At 69.4% G+C, this 17,957-nt stretch carries 14 protein-coding genes and 1 pseudogene; 3 read left to right on the top strand and 12 right to left on the bottom strand.

Going from position 1 to position 17,957, the window contains the following annotated elements:
* Positions 1 to 182: 182 nt before the first annotated feature.
* Positions 183 to 797, bottom strand: coding sequence for a 30S ribosomal protein S4 (gene rpsD, locus ACWD04_RS27040; protein ID WP_103516281.1), 615 nt, complete (start codon positions 795 to 797; stop codon positions 183 to 185).
* A 182-nt stretch (positions 798 to 979) separates the two neighbouring features.
* On the opposite strand from rpsD, the gene ACWD04_RS27035 reads away from it, so the two are divergent.
* The gene (locus ACWD04_RS27035; protein WP_451136147.1) at positions 980 to 1,681 is read left to right on the top strand and encodes a DUF2470 domain-containing protein; all 702 of its coding nucleotides are present in this window, start codon (positions 980 to 982) and stop codon (positions 1,679 to 1,681) included.
* Between the two features lie 7 nt (positions 1,682 to 1,688).
* On the opposite strand, the gene ACWD04_RS27030 is transcribed toward ACWD04_RS27035, so the two are convergent.
* The 4 genes from ACWD04_RS27030 to ACWD04_RS27015 all read right to left on the bottom strand — a co-directional run bounded on the left by ACWD04_RS27030 (position 1,689) and on the right by ACWD04_RS27015 (position 6,105).
* On the bottom strand, positions 1,689 to 3,062 hold the full coding sequence (locus tag ACWD04_RS27030) for a replication-associated recombination protein A (protein WP_451136145.1): 1,374 nt from the start codon (positions 3,060 to 3,062) through the stop codon (positions 1,689 to 1,691).
* 44 nt (positions 3,063 to 3,106) lie between these two features.
* Positions 3,107 to 3,742, bottom strand: coding sequence for a vitamin K epoxide reductase family protein (locus tag ACWD04_RS27025; RefSeq protein ID WP_451136143.1), 636 nt, complete (start codon positions 3,740 to 3,742; stop codon positions 3,107 to 3,109).
* Positions 3,743 to 4,140: 398 nt separating this feature from the next.
* Positions 4,141 to 5,403, bottom strand: a complete 1,263-nt coding sequence (gene hisS, locus ACWD04_RS27020) for a histidine--tRNA ligase (protein WP_451136141.1) — start codon at positions 5,401 to 5,403, stop codon at positions 4,141 to 4,143.
* A gap of 15 nt (positions 5,404 to 5,418) precedes the next feature.
* On the bottom strand, positions 5,419 to 6,105 hold the full coding sequence (locus tag ACWD04_RS27015) for an MBL fold metallo-hydrolase (protein ID WP_451136139.1): 687 nt from the start codon (positions 6,103 to 6,105) through the stop codon (positions 5,419 to 5,421).
* A 147-nt stretch (positions 6,106 to 6,252) separates the two neighbouring features.
* On the opposite strand from ACWD04_RS27015, the gene ACWD04_RS27010 reads away from it, so the two are divergent.
* Both ACWD04_RS27010 and ACWD04_RS27005 read left to right on the top strand, forming a co-directional pair.
* A complete protein-coding gene (locus tag ACWD04_RS27010; RefSeq protein WP_451136137.1) occupies positions 6,253 to 7,041 on the top strand; it encodes a peptidylprolyl isomerase in 789 nt (262 codons plus the stop codon).
* Positions 7,042 to 7,230: 189 nt separating this feature from the next.
* Positions 7,231 to 8,460, top strand: a complete 1,230-nt coding sequence (locus tag ACWD04_RS27005) for a DUF349 domain-containing protein (RefSeq protein WP_451136135.1) — start codon at positions 7,231 to 7,233, stop codon at positions 8,458 to 8,460.
* Between the two features lie 259 nt (positions 8,461 to 8,719).
* Here ACWD04_RS27005 and ACWD04_RS27000 read toward each other — a convergent pair.
* From ACWD04_RS27000 to ruvB, 7 genes and pseudogenes are all read right to left on the bottom strand, one after another.
* Positions 8,720 to 9,487: pseudogene (locus tag ACWD04_RS27000) on the bottom strand (helix-turn-helix domain-containing protein); the annotation flags it as partial.
* Between the two features lie 265 nt (positions 9,488 to 9,752).
* On the bottom strand, positions 9,753 to 12,434 hold the full coding sequence (locus tag ACWD04_RS26995) for a RelA/SpoT family protein (RefSeq protein ID WP_451136133.1): 2,682 nt from the start codon (positions 12,432 to 12,434) through the stop codon (positions 9,753 to 9,755).
* A 171-nt stretch (positions 12,435 to 12,605) separates the two neighbouring features.
* On the bottom strand, positions 12,606 to 13,163 hold the full coding sequence (locus ACWD04_RS26990) for an adenine phosphoribosyltransferase (RefSeq protein WP_451136131.1): 558 nt from the start codon (positions 13,161 to 13,163) through the stop codon (positions 12,606 to 12,608).
* Entirely contained in the window at positions 13,160 to 14,260 is a 1,101-nt protein-coding gene (gene secF / locus ACWD04_RS26985; protein ID WP_451136129.1) for a protein translocase subunit SecF, read from the bottom strand. The genes ACWD04_RS26990 and secF overlap by 4 nt, the downstream gene beginning before the upstream one ends.
* Before the next feature lies 1 nt (position 14,261).
* Positions 14,262 to 16,013 (bottom strand): protein translocase subunit SecD, encoded by a 1,752-nt coding sequence (gene secD, locus ACWD04_RS26980; protein WP_451136127.1) that lies wholly within the window; start codon positions 16,011 to 16,013, stop codon positions 14,262 to 14,264.
* Between the two features lie 147 nt (positions 16,014 to 16,160).
* Positions 16,161 to 16,646, bottom strand: coding sequence for a preprotein translocase subunit YajC (gene yajC / locus ACWD04_RS26975; RefSeq protein ID WP_451136125.1), 486 nt, complete (start codon positions 16,644 to 16,646; stop codon positions 16,161 to 16,163).
* Positions 16,647 to 16,814: 168 nt separating this feature from the next.
* Positions 16,815 to 17,888, bottom strand: a complete 1,074-nt coding sequence (gene ruvB, locus ACWD04_RS26970) for a Holliday junction branch migration DNA helicase RuvB (protein WP_451136123.1) — start codon at positions 17,886 to 17,888, stop codon at positions 16,815 to 16,817.
* Positions 17,889 to 17,957 lie beyond the last annotated feature (69 nt).

Genomic DNA, 17,957 nt, shown 5'->3' with positions numbered 1-17,957 from the left:
AGCTCCGGCCGCCGGCTGGGCACGTAGGCAGCGGTGACGCGAGCGGTCCGTGCCGGTACGGACGACGGTTCGCCCCCGGAGAGGCCGGAGGGAACCCCCACGGTTGAGGAAACGCGAAGGCCCGCCGCCTCCCGTACGACAGGGAGGGGCGGGCCCGAGCTCGGCTGAGAGCTACGCCTGGATCAGCGGGCGTAGTACTCGACGACGAGCTGCTCGTCGCAGATGACGGGGATTTCCTTGCGGTTCGGGTCCCGGTCCAGGCGGAAGGCCAGGGCCTTCAGGTTCACCTGGAGGTAGCGCGGGGTCTCGCCGTCGGTGTCGTAGCCACCCTCGCGGGCCACCTGGAAGGGGACCTTGGAGCGGCTGCGCTCGCGGACCATCACGACGTCGTCGGGGCGGACGCGGAAGGAAGGCTTGTCGACCTTGCCACCATTGACCTCGATGTGGCCGTGGACGACCATCTGGCGGGCCTGGTAGATGGTGCGGGCGATGCCCGAACGCAGGACCAGGGCGTCGAGGCGGCGCTCGAGCTCGACGACCAGCGCCTCGCCCGTCTTGCCCTCGGCCTTACGGGCGCGGTCGTAGGCACGCGCCATCTGACGCTCGCTGATGTCGTACTGCGCACGCAGACGCTGCTTCTCGAGCAGACGGACCTTGTAGTCCGAGTTCTGCTTGCGGCCACGGCCGTGCTCGCCCGGCGGGTAGGGGCGGGCTTCGAAGTACTTGACAGCCTTCGGCGTCAGGGCGATGCCGAGGGCACGCGACTTCTTGACCTTGGGACGCGACTGGTTAGGCACGTTCTCCAGACCTCCATGTAGGTTAGGCTTACCTTACTCAAGGAGATCGCATGTCTCGCCCTGGGAACACCACACACGTCACGGACAGCACAGACAGCGGCAGCACACCAGAAGGTGCTGCTACGACGGAAGGCCGATCTGATCGTGGTCAGCCGCGTCCCAGCGGGCTTGAAAACACTCGGATGCCGTCAGCAGCCGAACGCACACGAACTCTCGTACAGAGTACCTGCTCCGCGGTGCTGCTCGTACCCGGGCTGTCGGTGATCCACCCGGACCAGCTCATGCCCGACAGCAGGAGCATGGGGCCCGAGGGGGACCTGTTCCTCGGTTTCCCCGCCGATTCCCCGGTCGTACGGGCCGCGACGCGTGCCCAGGGCGACGAACTGACCGCTGTGCTGGAGCTCACCGATGTCGCACCGGTCTCCGTCCCGCACCGCATCCGCGGCCGCGCCCGGATCGCCGGCTGGCTCACCGCTGTGCCCGGGCTCGCACAGCCCGGCAGGATGATGCTCCGGCTGGAGACCGGCGAGGCCTCGGTCGACGATTTGTGGGGATGCGAAGAGGTGGAGCCGGAGGCCCTCCGGGACGCCGTCGCCGACCCGCTGGTCACTCATGAGGCCGAGCTGCTCCAGCATCTGCACGCCGCCCACGACGAGCAGATGACCACGCTGTCCGCGCTGCTCGGTGACCGCGCCGAGTGCGGCCGTGCGGAGCAACGGCTCGACGCCGTCCCGGTCTCGCTCGACCGGTTCGGCCTCAGGGTGCGGTTCGTCGAGGGCGGCAGCGCCTGCTTCGACGCGCGGTTCGAATTCCCCGATCCCGTACGCGACATCAGCGAGCTGCGCCGCGCGATGCACACCCTCTTCGAAGCCGCGTCCTGCTGAGCGGCGGTCACGAGGACACCGGACCGCCCTGCTCGCCGCGGCCGAGCCGCTCACGGACGCGGTCCGCCACGTCGGCGTAGCGCGCCTCCGCGCCGTACCGCGTGGGTTCGTAGTAGCGCCTGCCGCGGACGGCTTCCGGGGCGTACTCCTGGGCGGCGATACCGCCGGGCACATCGTGCGGGTAGACATAGCCCTGGGCGTGGCCCAGTTTGGCGGCGCCCTTGTAGTGGCCGTCGCGCAGATGGGCCGGGACCGGGCCCGCGAGGCCCCGGCGCACGTCTTCCTGCGCTGCGGAGATCGCCAGCGTCGCCGCGTTCGACTTGGGGGCGAGCGTCAGCGCGATCGTGGCGTGGCTGAGGGTGAGAGCCGCCTCGGGAAAGCCGATCATGGCGACCGCCTGGGCCGCCGCCACCGCCGTGGGGAGCGCCGTGGGATCGGCGAGCCCGATGTCCTCGCTGGCGGAGATCATCAGCCGCCGGGCGATGAAGCGCGGGTCCTCCCCCGCCTCGATCATCCGGGCCAGATAGTGCAGGGCCGCATCCACGTCGGACCCGCGGATCGACTTGATCAGGGCACTCGCCACGTCGTAGTGCTGGTCGCCGTCGCGGTCGTACTTCACGGCGGCCCTGTCGACGGTCTCCTCGAGCGTCTCCAGCGTGATCTCCGGCTCGTGCTTGGCGAGGGCCGCTCCGGCCGCAGCCTCCAGGGCGGTCAGCGCTCGCCGGGCGTCGCCGCCCGCGATCCGCAGCAGGTGCGCCTCTGCGGCCTCGGCCAGCGTGACCGCGGCGGCCAGACCGCGCTCGTCGGTCATGGCCCGGCGCAGCAGCGCCCGCAGGTCCTCGTCCGTGAGGGGCTCCAAGGTGAGGAGCAGGGAGCGCGACAGCAGTGGGGAGATGATCGAGAAGTACGGATTCTCCGTGGTGGCCGCGATCAGCGTGACCCAGCGGTTCTCCACGGCGGGGAGCAGGGAGTCCTGCTGGGCTTTGGAGAAGCGGTGGATCTCGTCGAGGAAGAGGACGGTCTCCTTGCCGAAGCCGCCCGTGGCGCGGCGCGCGCCCTCGATGACGGCCCGGACCTCCTTGACGCCCGCGGTGATGGCGGAGAGCTCGACGAAGCGCTTGTTGGTGGCCTTGCTGACCACGTACGCCAGGGTCGTCTTCCCCGTACCGGGCGGGCCCCACAGGATCACCGACGAAGGGCCCGCGGGCCCTCCGCTGCCCTCGCCGACGAGGCGGCGCAGCGGGGAGCCCGGCTTGAGCAGATGCTGCTGGCCGACCACCTCGTCCAGCGTACGAGGACGCATCCGGACAGCGAGGGGGCTGCTGGACGGGTCCTTCTCCTGGCGGTCTTCGGCTGCTGCGGTAAAGAGGTCGGGCTCCACGTGACGAAGCCTATGTCACCCCACTGACAGCAACGCCTGGCGCGTCAGCTGGTCCAGAAGTCCCACCAGCGGGTCAGGATCAGCATGCCGATGATCCCGGTCCAGAGAACCGGCGGCACCCAGTGGAACTCGGTGAGGGTGTTCCGCAGCCAGGCGGGGGCGGGCAGGATGCCGCGCTTGATGTTGTGTGTGGTGACATAGCAGAACATCAAGATCGTGGCGACCCAGGCCAGGCAGCACCACAGGCAGAGCGAGTTGATGTTGTACAGCGACTGGTACTGCAGCCAGGTGCAGAAGCCGACGCCGAACAGCGTGCCCGCGTTGAGGCCCAGCCAGTACCAGGCGCGGAAGCGGGCACCGGCGAGGAGCGCCATGCCGATGCCGATGACCACCGAGTAGGTGGCGATGCCGAGCATCGGGTTGGGGAAGCCGAAGGCGGACGCCTGCTCGCTCTTCATGATGTTGCCGCAGGCGACCACCGGGTTCAGACTGCAGCCCGGGGTGAAGCTCGGGTCCTCGAGCAGCTTGAACTTGTCGATCGTGATCACCCAGGCGGCGAGCAGCCCGGCCGCACCCGTGATCACCAGCAGAAGCGCGAGCGCGCGACTGCCGCCGAAGGTCGTCGCGCCGTTGTCCTCGTCCTGCCGGGAGGAGGACTGGTCTACCGCTGCCATCGTCATATCGCCGTTCCATCACTGAGTAGCCGGCCGGGCATGGACATTGTGCCGCACCGCCGACGCGGACAACCGTTCGCTGAACATAAAGGTGTGCGTGAACGGAACGTGGAACGCAGAGCTCCGGGGCCCCTCCTCCACCTGGCAGAACTGGCGGTCGACGTGCGGGGGTTGCGCGCGCGACGCCGGAACGGCGACCCGCGCTCGGCACGGACCCGCTGCCGCCGCCGACGACGACGGCCCCGCATCGGAAGCATCCGGCAGGATGAATCCGCACCCGCCGAATTGACGCTACGGGAGACGTGGCCCGCCCCTGTGCCCTGAGAACCTCTGGAGCTGAGGCCGCCTCGACGCACCGTGCCCGCCCGGAGGAACCGGGCGGGCACGGTACGGACAGTCCGCGTTCAGGCCAGCTTGGCCATCACCGTGGCCACGAGCGCGCCGAGCGCGACCGCCTCCTGGTCACCCGACTCCATGTCCTTGAGCTGGACCGCGCCCTCGGCGAGATCACGCTCGCCGGCCACGATCGTGTAGCGGGCGCCGGAACGGTTCGCGTTCTTCATCGCGCCCTTCAGACCACGGCCGCCGTACGCGAAGTCCGCGGCGACCCCGGCCTTGCGCAGTTCCGTGACCAGGCCGAAGAGCACTCGCCTCGCCTCGTCGCCGAGCGGTACGGCGTACACGCTGGTGGTGGCGGGGATCTCGAGTTCGACGCCCTCGGCCTCCAGGGCCAGCACCGTACGGTCCACACCGAGCGCCCACCCGACGGACGGGAGGGCCGGGCCGCCGATCATCTCGGACAGGCCGTCGTACCGGCCACCCCCGCCCACCGCGGACTGGGAGCCCAGACCGTCGTGGACGAACTCGAAGGTCGTGCGGGTGTAGTAGTCGAGGCCCCGGACCAGCTTCTCGTCGTCCTCGTACACCACACCGGCCGCCGTCAGCAGGTCGCGGACCTCCTCGTGGTACGCCTTGCAGGCGTCGCACAAGAAGTCGCGCAGCATCGGAGCACCGGTCAACTGCTTCTGGACGTCGGACCGCTTGTCGTCGAGGACCCGCAGCGGGTTGATCTCGATGCGGCGGCGGGCCTCCTCGTCGAGATCGAGATCGCGCAGGAACGTCTGGAGCGCTTCCCGGTAGACGGGACGGCACTCCTTGTCGCCCAGCGAGTTCAGCAGGATCCGGAACTGGCTGAGGCCGAGCGAGCGGTACGCCTGGTCGGCGAGGATGATCAGCTCGGCGTCCAGCGCCGGGTCCTCGGTACCGATGGCCTCGGCGCCCACCTGCGAGAAGTGACGGTAACGGCCCGCCTGCGGCTTCTCGTAGCGATAGTACGAGCCGGAGTACCAGAGCTTGACGGGAAGGTTGCCCGCCTTGTGCAGGTTGGCCTCCAGCGCCGCGCGCAACACGGACGCGGTGCCCTCGGGGCGCAGCGCGAGCTGGTCGCCGCCCTTGGTCTCGAAGGCGTACATCTCCTTGGACACGATGTCGGTGGACTCACCGACACCGCGTGAGAACAGAGCGACGTCCTCGAAGCCGGGCGTCTCGATGTAGCCGTAGCCGGAGTTCTTCAGGGGTGCGGAGATCGCCTCGCGCACCGCGAGGAATTTCGCGGAGCGCGGCGGGATCAGGTCGTACGTGCCCTTGGGGGCCTGGAAGGTACTCACGGTTGTTCTCTCTCGTCACATTCCTCGGCGGGGCGCGGCCAGACCGTTCATGTACGGGTTGGAGGCGCGCTCGCGGCCGATGGTCGTCTGGGGGCCGTGGCCGGACAGCACCACGGTCGAGTCGTCGAGCGGCAGGCACACGCGGGCCAGCGACTCGAGCAGCTCGGTGTGGTCGCCTCCGGGCAGATCGGTACGTCCGACGGAGCCGGCGAAGAGCAGGTCGCCCGAGAAGAGGACCTGCGGGACATCCGCGGCCTCGGGCATCCTGAAGGTCACCGACCCCTTGGTATGGCCGGGCGCGTGCGCGACGCCGAATTCCAGGCCGGCCAGCTCCAGCCGGGCACCGTCGGTCAGCTCCTTGACGTCGTCCGGCTCTCCGACGGTCAGCTCGCCCATCAGCGGCATCCCGATGGACCGGCCCAGCGCCTTCTCGGGGTCGCTCATCATGTAGCGGTCCCGGGGGTGGATCCAGGCGGGGACGTCATGGGCGCCGCACACGGGGACGACCGAGGCGACGTGGTCGATGTGGCCGTGGGTGAGGACGACGGCGACGGGCTTGAGCCGATGCTTCTTCAGCGCTTCCTCGACGCCCTGGGCGGCCTGGTGGCCCGGGTCGATGATCACGCATTCCTCACCGGCGGCGGGGGCGACCAGGTAGCAATTGGTCCCCCAGGCCCCGGCGGGGAACCCGGCAATGAGCACGATCGTCCTTAGTGTTCGTCCGACGAGGAGGTCCGCGGAGGGAGATACGGCAGATCAGAGACTACCGGCGCTCCGCATTCCACAGCTAACCCATATACCGTACGGGCATTCCAGGCCCGATCACACGACGTACAAGGAGACCATCCGGTGGTCAGCAGCGATCAGCGGCGGCGGCAGCTCGCCCGGGAGAAGTTCGAGCGGCAGCAGCAGCGCCGGGAGGAAACGCGCCGGAGGACCAGGCGCCTCACGGTGATCATCGCCTCGTCGGTGGCCGTGGTGGCGGTCATCGGTGCGGGCGCGTATGTCTCGCTCGACGGCGACGACACGAAGGACACCGCGGACGCGGCGGCGACCGCCGACCCGTCGGCAACGCCCTCGGAGAGCGAGAGCAGTACGCCGGAGCCGGCGATGAAGATCGACAAGAAGGCGACGTACTCGATGTCGCTCAAGACCAGCCAGGGCGACATCGGCATCGCGATGGACGCGGCGAAGACCCCGCACACCACGAACTCGTTCAAGGCGCTCGCGGACAAGCAGTACTTCGACAACACGAAGTGTCATCGCTTGACCACGGAGGGCATTTTCGTCCTGCAGTGCGGTGACCCGAAGGGCGACGGGACGGGCGGTCCCGGTTACACCATCCCGGACGAGAATCTGACCGCGCTGGGCAAGGCGGGCGACGACGGTGCGGTGACCTACCCCGCGGGTACGGTCGCGATGGCGAACACCGGCCAGCCGGGCACGGGCGGCAGCCAGTTCTTCCTGGTCTACAAGGACACCAAACTCCCGCCCAGCTACACGCCGTTCGGCACCATGGACGACGCCGGCCTGAATGCTGTCAAGAAGATCGCCGAGGCGGGCGTCGCCGATGGGGCGGGTGACGGTGCTCCGAAGAAGACCGTCACGGTCGAGAAGGCGACGGTCGACAAGGCCTGACCGTGCCCGTGGCCGCCCGGCGCGAGGTTCCTGGAGCGCACCGGAGAATTTCAGCCGCGCTGAGTGCGGACAGCCGGGCGGCCGGTCGCCTAGATTGGCGTTGTGCAGGGCGGGCGCTGCCCGCCCCAGGAAACTGTGGACGATGCACGGGGGGCGAACCCCTTCGATGCATCAGGTGGAGGAGGCGCTGTGAGCAGCGACCCGTGGGGCCGTGTCGACGAGACGGGCACCGTGTACGTGCGTACAGCCGAGGGCGAGCAGGTCGTCGGATCGTGGCAGGCCGGTTCCCCCGAGGAGGCTCTGGCCTATTTCGAGCGCAAGTACGAGGGCATGGTGGTCGAGATCGGCCTCCTCGAACGGCGGGTGAAGACCACCGACCTGTCATCGAAGGACGCCACGACGGCAATCGAACACCTGCGTCAGCAGGTCGACGAACACCACGCCGTCGGCGACCTCGCGGCGCTCGGCAAGCGGCTGGACGCGCTCGTCGCGACGGTCGACTCACGCCGCGAGGAGCGCAAGGCCCAGAAGGCGAAGCAGGCCGACGAGGCCCGGCTGGCCAAGGAGGCGCTCGTCGTCGAGGCCGAGGAGCTGGCGCAGAGCGAACAGTGGCGGTCGGCGGGCGAGCGTCTGCGAGCGCTCGTCGACACGTGGAAGGGGCTGCCTCGTCTGGACCGCAAGTCCGACGACGAGCTGTGGCACCGCTTCTCGCATGCCCGGTCCGCCTTCTCCAAGCGCCGCAAGGCCCACTTCGCCGCGCTGGACGCCCAGCGCGAGGAGGCCCGCAAGGTCAAGGAGAAGCTGGTCGCCGAGGCCGAGTCACTCTCGAAATCGACCGACTGGGGTACGACGGCCGCGCGTTACCGCGACCTGATGACGGAGTGGAAGGCCGCGGGCCGCGCCCAGCGCGAGGCCGAGGACGAGTTGTGGAACCGCTTCCGCGGCGCCCAGGACGTGTTCTTCGCGGCCCGCAGCGGCGTCTTCGCCGAGCGGGACGCGGAGCAGGGCGAGAACCTCAAGCTCAAGGAGGAGCTCGCCACCGAGGCCGAGAAGCTGGTCCCGGTGAAGGATCTGAAGGCGGCCAGGGCCGCGTTCCGCTCCGTCAACGAGCGCTGGGAGGCCATCGGCCACGTCCCGCGTGACGCCCGCCCGAAGGTCGAGGGCCGGGTGCAGGCCGTGGAGCGTGCCCTCCAGGAGGCCGAGGAGTCCGAGTGGCGCCGGACCAACCCGGAGGCGCGGGCACGCGCCGAGGGGCTGACCGGTCAGCTCCAGGCGGCCGTCGACAAGCTGCGCTCGCAGATCGACACGGCACGCGCCTCGGGCAACAACGCCAGGGCCGACAAGCTCTCCCGTGAGCTGGAGGGCCGTCAGGCGCTGCTGGACCAGGCGCTGAAGGGCCTGGAGGAGTTCGGCGGCTGACCGCAGGATCCATGGGAGGGGCTTCGGTACGTGACGCGTACCGAGGCCCCTTCCGCGTGCCGGGCGGCAGTCAAGGAGCCATGACGACTGGTTCGGAACCCTGCAGTGACCCCGGGCGGCCGACGGCGCGATGATCTCGGTACCGGCGGCCGCACGGCCGCCGGTACCGAGATCACTACGTACCTGCGGCAGGTCCACCGTATGAGACTCACCCGTACCGCCCTCACCGTCGCGGCCACCGCTCTGACCCCGGCTCTCCTTCTCGCCGGGAGGCCCACGAGATCACAGAGCGCACGAAGATCGCTGCGCGGTAGTTCGCGCCGTTGTCGGTGACCACGCGCACGATCCGGTGGATGCCGTGGGCGGCGAAGAACGCACGGGCCCGGCTGAGGAAGGCCACGGTGGTGGCGGCCTTCTCGTCGGGAAGGGGCTCGGTGTAGGCCAGGCGGGAGAATCCGTCGACGGCAGAGTGAAGGTAGACGTACCCGCCCTTGGCGCCACCGGTCTTCGCGCGCTGTGCAGCTCCGGCCTGCTCGGAACCGCGTCCGTGGGCCCGCCACCCGCCGCCGTCCGGGATCCGTCCGACCTTCTTGACGTCCAGGTGGACCATGTGGCCCGGGTAGCGGGCCACGATCCGTTTCGACGGGCGCCTGTTGGCCGAGCCGTCAGGGTCGAGGAACCGGCGGTGGTTGATGCCCAGGCGCGCGAGCCGACGGCCTACGGTGCGCTCGCTGATCTGCACTCCCTGGCCTGCGAGTTCAAGGGTGATCCGGCGGGCGGACCACTCGTTGTCCCGCCGCAGCTGCTCGATCCGTTCGACGACATCGGCTGGGGTCTGGGTCGGTGAGGATCGCGGGACGCTTGTGCGGTCCTGCAGCCCGAGTTCACCGTGCGTGTCGTACCGGTCCTTCCACTTGGACAGGCAGGCGCGGGAGACACCGGCCTCGGCGGCGACGTGCGCGATCGGACGGGTGCGGCAGCGCTCCACGAAAACCGCCATGGCACGCAGGTCCAGCGGGAGAGGCATCGAGTGGCTCCGAGGTGAGGAGAAGTACGAGAAGGTCATCTCGTCACCGCGGCCAGCCCCAAGCGCCACTCGTCCCACCGCGAAGAGCGGCGCGACGACAGGGCTACGAGCTCAGTGGTTCAGGGGGCTGACGGCGTGACCGAAAGCCCCCACCTTGTCTGACTCAGGACTCGACATGGCCCGCACGCTACCCGACCGATGCCCGTCGAAGCATCTTGGTTTCACTGACATCGGCCTGTGCCACCGACGTCATGTCCCGCAACACCTAGGGCCGCCGCGCCGAGGTGACCCGGTAGACGTCGTAGACGCCCTCGACGCCGCGTACGGCCTTCAGGACGTGTCCCAGGTGCTTGGGGTCGCCCATCTCGAAGGTGAAGCGCGAGGTGGCCACCCGGTCCCGGGAGGTCTGCACGGCAGCCGACAGGATGTTCACGTGCTGGTCCGACAGGACGCGGGTGACGTCGGAGAGCAGCCTCGAGCGGTCCAGCGCCTCGACCTGGATGGCGACGAGGAAGACCGACGACTGGGTGGGCGCCCATTCGACGTCGAGGATCCGCTCCGGCTGCTGCGAGAGCGAGTCGACGTTGACGCAGTCCGCGCGGTGCACGGAGACGCCGCTGCCCCGCGTGACGAACCCGATGATCGGGTCGCCGGGTACGGGCGTACAGCATCGGGCCAGTTTGACCCAGACGTCCTCGACGCCCTTGACGACCACACCCGGATCCGCCTTGCTGCGCCGCTTGTTGCGCCCGTGCGAGGGCGGCGAGCTCTCCGCCAGATCCTCGTTGGCCGCGTCCTCGCCACCGAGCGCCTGGACGAGCTTCTGGACCACACCCGCCGCGGCGACATGCCCCTCCCCGATCGCCGCGTACAGCGACGAGATGTCGGGGTAGCGCATCTCGTGCGCCAGCGTGACCAGGGAGTCGCCGGTGAGGATCCGCTGGATCGGCAGGTTCTGCTTGCGCATGGCCCGCGCGATGGCGTCCTTGCCCTGCTCGATCGCCTCGTCGCGCCGCTCCTTGGAGAACCAGGCGCGGATCTTGTTGCGTGCCCGGGGCGACTTGACGAACTGGAGCCAGTCGCGGGAGGGTCCCGCACCGGCCGCCTTGGAGGTGAAGACCTCCACCAGATCCCCGTTGTCGAGGGTCGACTCCAGCGGTACGAGCCGCCCGTTGACGCGGGCCCCTATGGTCCGGTGGCCGACCTCCGTGTGGACGGCGTACGCGAAGTCCACCGGCGTCGCACCGGCCGGCAGCGCTATCACGTCGCCCTTCGGCGTGAAGACGAAGACCTCGTTGCGTGAGAGGTCGAAGCGCAGGGACTCCAGGAACTCGCTGGGGTCCTCGGTCTCCTTCTGCCAGTCCAGGAGCTGGCGCAGCCACGCCATGTCGTTGACGGTGTCCTGGCCACGGCCGCCGCCCGTGTTCTTGGGGATGTCGGTGCGGACCTTGGAAGCGCCCGCGACCGCTTCCTGCTTGTACTTCCAGTGCGCGGCGATGCCGTACTCCGCGCGACGGTGCATGTCGAACGTGCGGATCTGGAGCTCGACGGGCTTCCCGCTGGGGCCGATCACCGTGGTGTGCAGCGACTGGTACATGTTGAACTTGGGCATCGCGATGTAGTCCTTGAACCGCCCGGGCACCGGATTCCACCGGGCGTGGACGGTGCCGAGCGCCGCGTAGCAGTCACGGACGGTGTCGACGAGGACACGGATGCCCACCAGGTCGTAGATCTCCGCGAAGTCGCGGCCCCGCACGATCATCTTCTGGTAGACGCTGTAGTAGTGCTTCGGCCGTCCGGTGACGGTGGCCTTGATCCGGGCAGCGCGCAGGTCGGCCTGGACCTCGTCGGTCACTATGGCGAGGTATTCGTCACGCTTGGGCGCACGCTCGGCGACGAGGCGGACGATCTCGTCGTACATCTTGGGGTAGAGAATCGCGAAGGCGAGGTCCTCCAGCTCCCACTTGATGGTGTTCATGCCCAGGCGGTGTGCCAGCGGCGCGTAGATCTCGAGGGTCTCGCGGGCCTTCTTCTCCTGCTTCTCGCGCTTGAGGTAGCGCATGGTGCGCATGTTGTGCAGCCGGTCGGCGAGCTTGATGACCAGGACCCGGGGGTCCTTCGCCATGGCGACGACCATCTTGCGCACGGTCTCGGCCTGGGCGGCCTCGCCGAACTTGACCTTGTCGAGCTTGGTCACGCCGTCGACGAGGAGCGCGACCTGGTCGCCGAAGTCCTTGCGCAGGGTGTCCAGGCCGTACTCGGTGTCCTCGACCGTGTCGTGCAGCAGCCCGGCCATCAGCGTCGCCGGGTCCATGCCGAGCTCGGCGAGGATCGTCGTGACGGCGAGCGGATGGGTGATGTACGGGTCGCCGCTCTTGCGCTTCTGGCCCCTGTGCCAGCGCTCGGCGACCTGGTAGGCCTTCTCGATCTGGCGCAGCGTTGCGGACTCGATCTTGGGGTCGTTGCCGCGGACCGTGCGCAGGAGGGGTTCGAGGACCGGGTTGTACGGACTGGAGCGCTGGACGCCCAGGCGGGCGAGGCGGGCCCGGACCCGGTTGGAGGAGCCGCCGGAGCGCGCGGGAGCGGTCGGCGGGGTGACAGCGGGCCGGGCCGGGGGCTTCGCGGCGGGCACGGGCGCCGGGGGCTTCGCCACAGGTGCCGGTGCCGTGGATCCGGAGGCGGGGTCCGCCGGCGTTGTCGGCTTCGGCTCGGAGGCCGGCGCGGCCTTCGTCCCGGGAGGGGGCGTCGGCTTCGCGCCCGGCGGCGGGGTGGGTTTCGCCGGTGCGGCGGGCGTCTGGGGGGCCGGAGCCTGGGCGGGACCCTGCGTGGGCTCGCCTGCGGGCCCGGGCTGCCCCGCAGCGTCGGGCTGCGCCTTCGCGGGCGTGGCGGAGGCCGCCGCGGGCTTTTCGGGCTGCGGGGCGGCGACTGGCTGGGCCTCGTCTGGCAAGAGCGCTCCTCGTGCGGATCCCGGGGTCTACCGGAAAGCCCATGGTATCGACCCCCGGGCAGGTCCTCGCCCGGGGAGTGCGGAACCTCTGACAACGCGGGACGGGCACCCGGATGTTCCCGGGTGCCCGTCCTGTACGTCCCTGAGCGCGCCGGTGCGGCGCGGTGCAGGTCAAAGGGTGATCAGAGCCTCCAGCGGGGCGTCCCGCAGCCCTGCCTCGAGCCGGGCACGACCGGCGAGGAAGCCGAGCTCCATGAGGACCGACACCCCGGCCACCTGTGCACCGGCCCGCCGGATCAGCTCCAGCGAGGCCTCGGCGGTGCCGCCGGTGGCCAGGACGTCGTCGATGACCATGACGCGGTCGTCGGCGGACAGGTCCTCGGCGTGGATCTCGATCTCCGCGGTGCCGTACTCCAGCTCGTAAGCCTGCCCGAGTGTGGCTCCGGGCAGCTTCCCGGCCTTGCGGACGGGTACGAAGCCGAGCCCGGCCCGGACCGCTACCGGCGCGGCCAGGATGAAGCCGCGCGCCTCGAGGCCGACGATCTTGGTCGCCCCGTGCCGTACGCACAGCTCCGCGAAGAAGTCGGTGAGCGCGGTGAAGGCGACCGCGTCCGCAAGCAGCGGAGTGATGTCCTTGAACAGCACTCCGGGCTTCGGGTAGTCCGGGACGTCACGGATCCGGCTGAGCAGGAGCTCCCGGGTGGCGTCGGTGACGCTGGTGCTGGTCATCGTCGGTTCCTCGGGCTCCGGCCGTGCCCCCCGGGCTGCCGGCGCTGGCCGACGACGGTCCCGGCGGGCTCGGTGTCCTCGTCGGCCCGGTCGTCGCGCTCGTCCTCGACGGACTCGCCCTTGGCCGCAGCGGCGGCCCGCTTGGCGAGGATCCGCTTCTTCAGTGCCTTTATCTGCGGGTCGCGTTCCTTGAGGTCGGCGACCAGCGGGGTGGCGATGAAGATCGAGGAGTACGCGCCGGCGGCGAGGCCGACGAACAGCGACAGCGAGATGTCGTTCAGCATGCCCGCGCCGAGGACACCGCCACCGATGAACAGCAGACCGGCGACGGGCAGCAGGGCGACGACGGTGGTGTTGATGGAACGCACCAGCGTGCCGTTGATGGAGCGGTTGGCGATCTCGCTGTAGGTCCAGCGGGTCTGCTTGGTGATCCCCTGCCCGCCCTCCTTGAGGCTGTCGAAGACGACGACCGTGTCGTAGAGGGAGTAACCGAGGATGGTCAGCAGACCGATGACGGTGCCGGGGGTCACCTCGAAGCCGACGAGGGCGTAGACACCGACGGTGATGGTGATGTCGTGGATCAGCGCGATGAGCGCGGCGACGGCCATCCGCCACTCGAAGGCGATGGCCAGGTAGATCACCACGAGGACCATGAAGATGCCGAGGCCGGCCCAGGCCTTGTTGGCGATCTGCTCACCCCAGCTGGGGCCGACCAGGTCCGCGTTGATCTTCGCCTCGGGGATGCCCAGCTCGTCGGAGAGCTCGGCCTTGATCTGGTCGGCCTTGGCCGTGTCGACCTCGGTGATCTGGATCCGGAGCCCGCCGTTGCCGAGCTCCTGGACGATCGCCTCGTGGCCGGAGGCCTCGACCGCCACCTCGTGGGCCTGCGTGACCGAGATCTTGGCCTTCGTGTCGGTCGTGAAGACCGCGCCGCCCTTGAACTCGATGCCCATGTTGAGGCCGCTGACCACCACACCGAGGATGGCAGCGATCGTGATCAGGATGGAGACGCCGTACCAGATCTTGCGCTTGCCGATGAAGTCGTAACCGACCTCGCCACGGTAGAGCCGGGCGCCGAGATTGCCGAGTCGCGACATCTCAGGCCTCCTTCGGGTGGTCGGTGCGGACGTTGACGCGGCGTGAGCGGCGCAGCGGCGGCTTCGCCCCGAGCCGCTTCGGGTCCAGGCCGGACCACGGATGACCGCTGCCGAAGAACTTCGTACGGGCCATCAGCGTCATGACGGGCTTGGTGAAGAGGAACACCACGACGACGTCGAGCAGGGTCGTGAGACCGAGCGTGAACGCGAAGCCCTGCACCTTGCCGACGGTGACGAGGAAGAGCACGGCCGCGGCGAGGAACGACACGAAGTCGGACACGAGGATGGTGCGCCGGGCCCTGGGCCAGGCGCGCTCGACGGCCGGACGGAGGGTACGGCCTTCCCGGATCTCGTCCCGGATGCGTTCGAAGTAGACGATGAACGAGTCCGCTGTGATTCCGATCGCCACGATGGCACCACATACGGCTGGGAGGTTCAGCGCGAAGCCGATGGCCGGGCCGAGCAGGGCCATGATCGTGTAGGTCAGGACGCCGGAGACCAGCAGGCTGAGAAGCGCGATGAGCGCCAGGCCGCGGTAGTAGGCCACCAGGTAGATGACGACCAGGGCGAGTCCGATGGCACCGGCGATGAGACCGGCCTCCAGCTGCTCGCCGCCGAGGGCCGCGGTGACCGTGGTGACGGTGTCCTCGCTGAAGGACAGCGGAAGTGCACCGTAGGACAGGACGTTGGCCAGGTCCTCGGCGGACTGCTGGGTGAAGCTGCCTGAGATCTCGGCACTCCCGGAGAGCGTCTCGTTCACCTGGGGCGCCGAGACGACCTCACCGTCGAGGGAGATCGCGAACTGGTTCATCGGCGACGTCTGCGACGACAGCTTCTTGGTGATCGTCTGGAACTTCTTGGAGCCCTTGTCGGTGAACTCCATGGAGACGAGCCAGATGCCGCGCTGCTGGTCGAACTGGGCCTTCGCGTCGTCGACGTCGGTCCCGGAGACTTCGGCCGGGCCGAGGAGGTACTTGGCGTCACCCTCGGAGCTGCACGCGACCGTGGGGTCCTCGGGCTTGACGCCGTCGCCGGCCTTGGCGCGGGCGGCCGCGTCGGTGCAGTCCAGCGCGGTGAACTTCTTCTCGAGCGCCGCGGTGGCTGCGTCCGGCGTCTCGGTCGCCGCCGGGGCTCCGGAGGACTCAGCGGCACCCGAGGGGGTCGGCGTCGTGTCCTTCTTCAGCCCGTCGGTGACGGCACGGCCCTGGGTGGTGGCGCTCGCCGAGGGCGTCGTCTTCGGATCCGAGGCCGTCTCCGGGTCGGTCGCCTTCGCACTGGGCGTGGCGCTCGCCTCTCCGGAGCCGCTCTCGGACGGACTGGCGGAACCCTCGGGGGTCGGTGCGCCGCCGGTGACCGTGAGCACGGGCCGGAAGTAGAGCTGGGCGGTCGTGCCGACCTGCTCCCGGGCCTGCTTCGAATTCGTCCCCTTGGGGATGTTGACGATGATGTTCGATGCGCCCTGGGTCTGAACCTCGGCCTCGGAGACACCCAGACCATTGACACGGCGTTCGATGATGCTGACCGCGGTGTTCATGTTGGTCTCGTTGATCGCCTCAGGCTTGCCGGGCTGGCTCTTCGCCTTGAGTGTGATCGAGGTGCCGCCGGCCAGGTCGATCCCGAGCCGGGGCGTGGTGTGCCCGGACAGGAACATCCCGCCGGTCAGGGCGACCATGGCGATGAGGATCAGAGCCAGGGCACGCCCCGGCCTGCCCTGTCCACCGGTTGAGCCCCGGCCTTTCTTCGGTGCTGCCACCTTTTCGTTTCTCCCTGTCCAACCGCCCCGCGCCGGGTACGCGCCCGAGCGGCCACGAAGTGTTGTGGGGACCCACCCCCGCAGAAGACCGCACGGCCCGTGAGACGCCGGACACCTGTGGGTGTCCGGCGTCTCTGGGTCGTGGAACTACTTCGCGTCGCCCTCGCCGTCGGCCTTGGCGTCCTTGGTCTCGGCGCTCTTGACCTCGGATTCCTTCGGTGCGGCGTCCTCGGCCTTCTTGCCCAGGTCGATCTTCGCGACATCGTCGTCCCCGTCCGCGTCCGCGGGCTCGCCGGCGGTGAGCGAGGAGGCGTCGTCGGGCACGATCGTGCCGGCGCTCTCGTGCTCGTCGTCACCGTGAACGATGCGGTTGTACTCCGCGTCGTCGAGCACGGCGCCGATGGAGTTCTTGGCGTAGACGGCGTGGACGCCGGGCGCGACCTCGAGGAGAACCGTGTCTTCCTGAATCTCCTTGACGGTGGCGTACATGCCCCCGATCGTCCGGACGCCGGTGCCGGGCTGCATGTCGTTGCGCATCTGCGCAGCCGCCTGCTGCTTCTTCTTGGCGGACCGGGTCATCAGGAACATGGCCCCGATGAGCACGATGAAGGGGAGGAGGGTCACGAGACTCACGGGACGGAACTTCCTTCGCACGACCACGCTGAAATCGCGCGGCCTGGTCTACGGGGGTGGGTACACCGACCTGTACGGGCGGCATCGGCGGAGTCTAGGCGAGTCCGCATCATTGGAACAACGTCCAGCATCGCACCGTGGTTCCCCTACTGGCCAGCCCGTCCTGTGTCACGCCCCGAACAGGCCCTGTTGTCCCTTTGCGCCGTGCTGCGGAGGAACGAGTCCGAGGTGGGTCCATGCCGCAGGGGTGGCGACCCTGCCTCGCGGGGTCCTCGCGAGCAGGCCTTCCCGGACGAGGAAGGGCTCGGCGACCTCCTCGACCGTCTCGCGCTCCTCCCCCACGGCCACCGCGAGGGTGGAGAGCCCCACGGGGCCGCCGCCGAAGAGTTTCAGCAGAGCGCTGAGCACCGCGCGGTCCAGCCGGTCCAGTCCCCTGGCGTCGACCTCGTACACCCGCAGGGCCGCGGCGGCGATGTCCCGGTCGATCCGTCCTTCGGCCTTGACCTGGGCGTAGTCCCGGACGCGGCGCAGCAGACGGTTGGCGATACGGGGCGTGCCCCGGGAGCGTCCGGCGATCTCAGCGGCGCCCGCGGTGTCTATGGCGACGTCGAGCAGGCCGGCTGAGCGGTGGATGACCCGCTCCAGCTCGGTAGGGGCGTAGAACTCCATGTGGCCGGTGAAGCCGAAGCGGTCGCGCAGCGGAGGCGGCAGCAGTCCTGCCCTGGTGGTGGCGCCGACGAGGGTGAACGGTGGCAGTTCCAAGGGGATCGCCGTGGCGCCCGGGCCCTTGCCGACGATGACGTCGACCCGGAAGTCCTCCATCGCCATGTAGAGCATCTCCTCGGCCGGCCGCGACATGCGGTGGATCTCGTCGAGGAAGAGGACCTCCCCCTCCTGGAGCGAGGACAGGATCGCGGCGAGATCGCCGGCGTGCTGGATGGCGGGGCCGGAGGTGATCCGGATCGGCGCGCCCATCTCGGCCGCGATGATCATGGAGAGGGTGGTCTTGCCCAGGCCGGGAGCGCCGGAGAGCAGGACGTGGTCGGCGGTGGCACCCCGGGCGCGGGCCGCCTTGAGGACCAGGTCGAGCTGCTCGCGTACCTTCTCCTGGCCGACGAACTCGTGAAGGTCCTTCGGGCGCAGGGCGGCCTCGACCGCGGTGTCCTCGCCGTCCGCTCCGGCGTCGACCAGCCGCTCGTCCGTGAGGTCGCCCGTGTCGGCTCCGGTCTCGTCCCAGTTCATCTCGTCAGTCCCGCCTCGGGTGTTTCGGTGCCGGTCCGTGCGGTGCTCCGGCCGGCGTACGGGGCGTCG

Source organism: Streptomyces sp. NPDC002911 (assembly GCF_053591835.1).
Note: the sequence above shows the minus strand (reverse complement) of the source record. Positions and strands in the feature narration are given on the sequence as shown.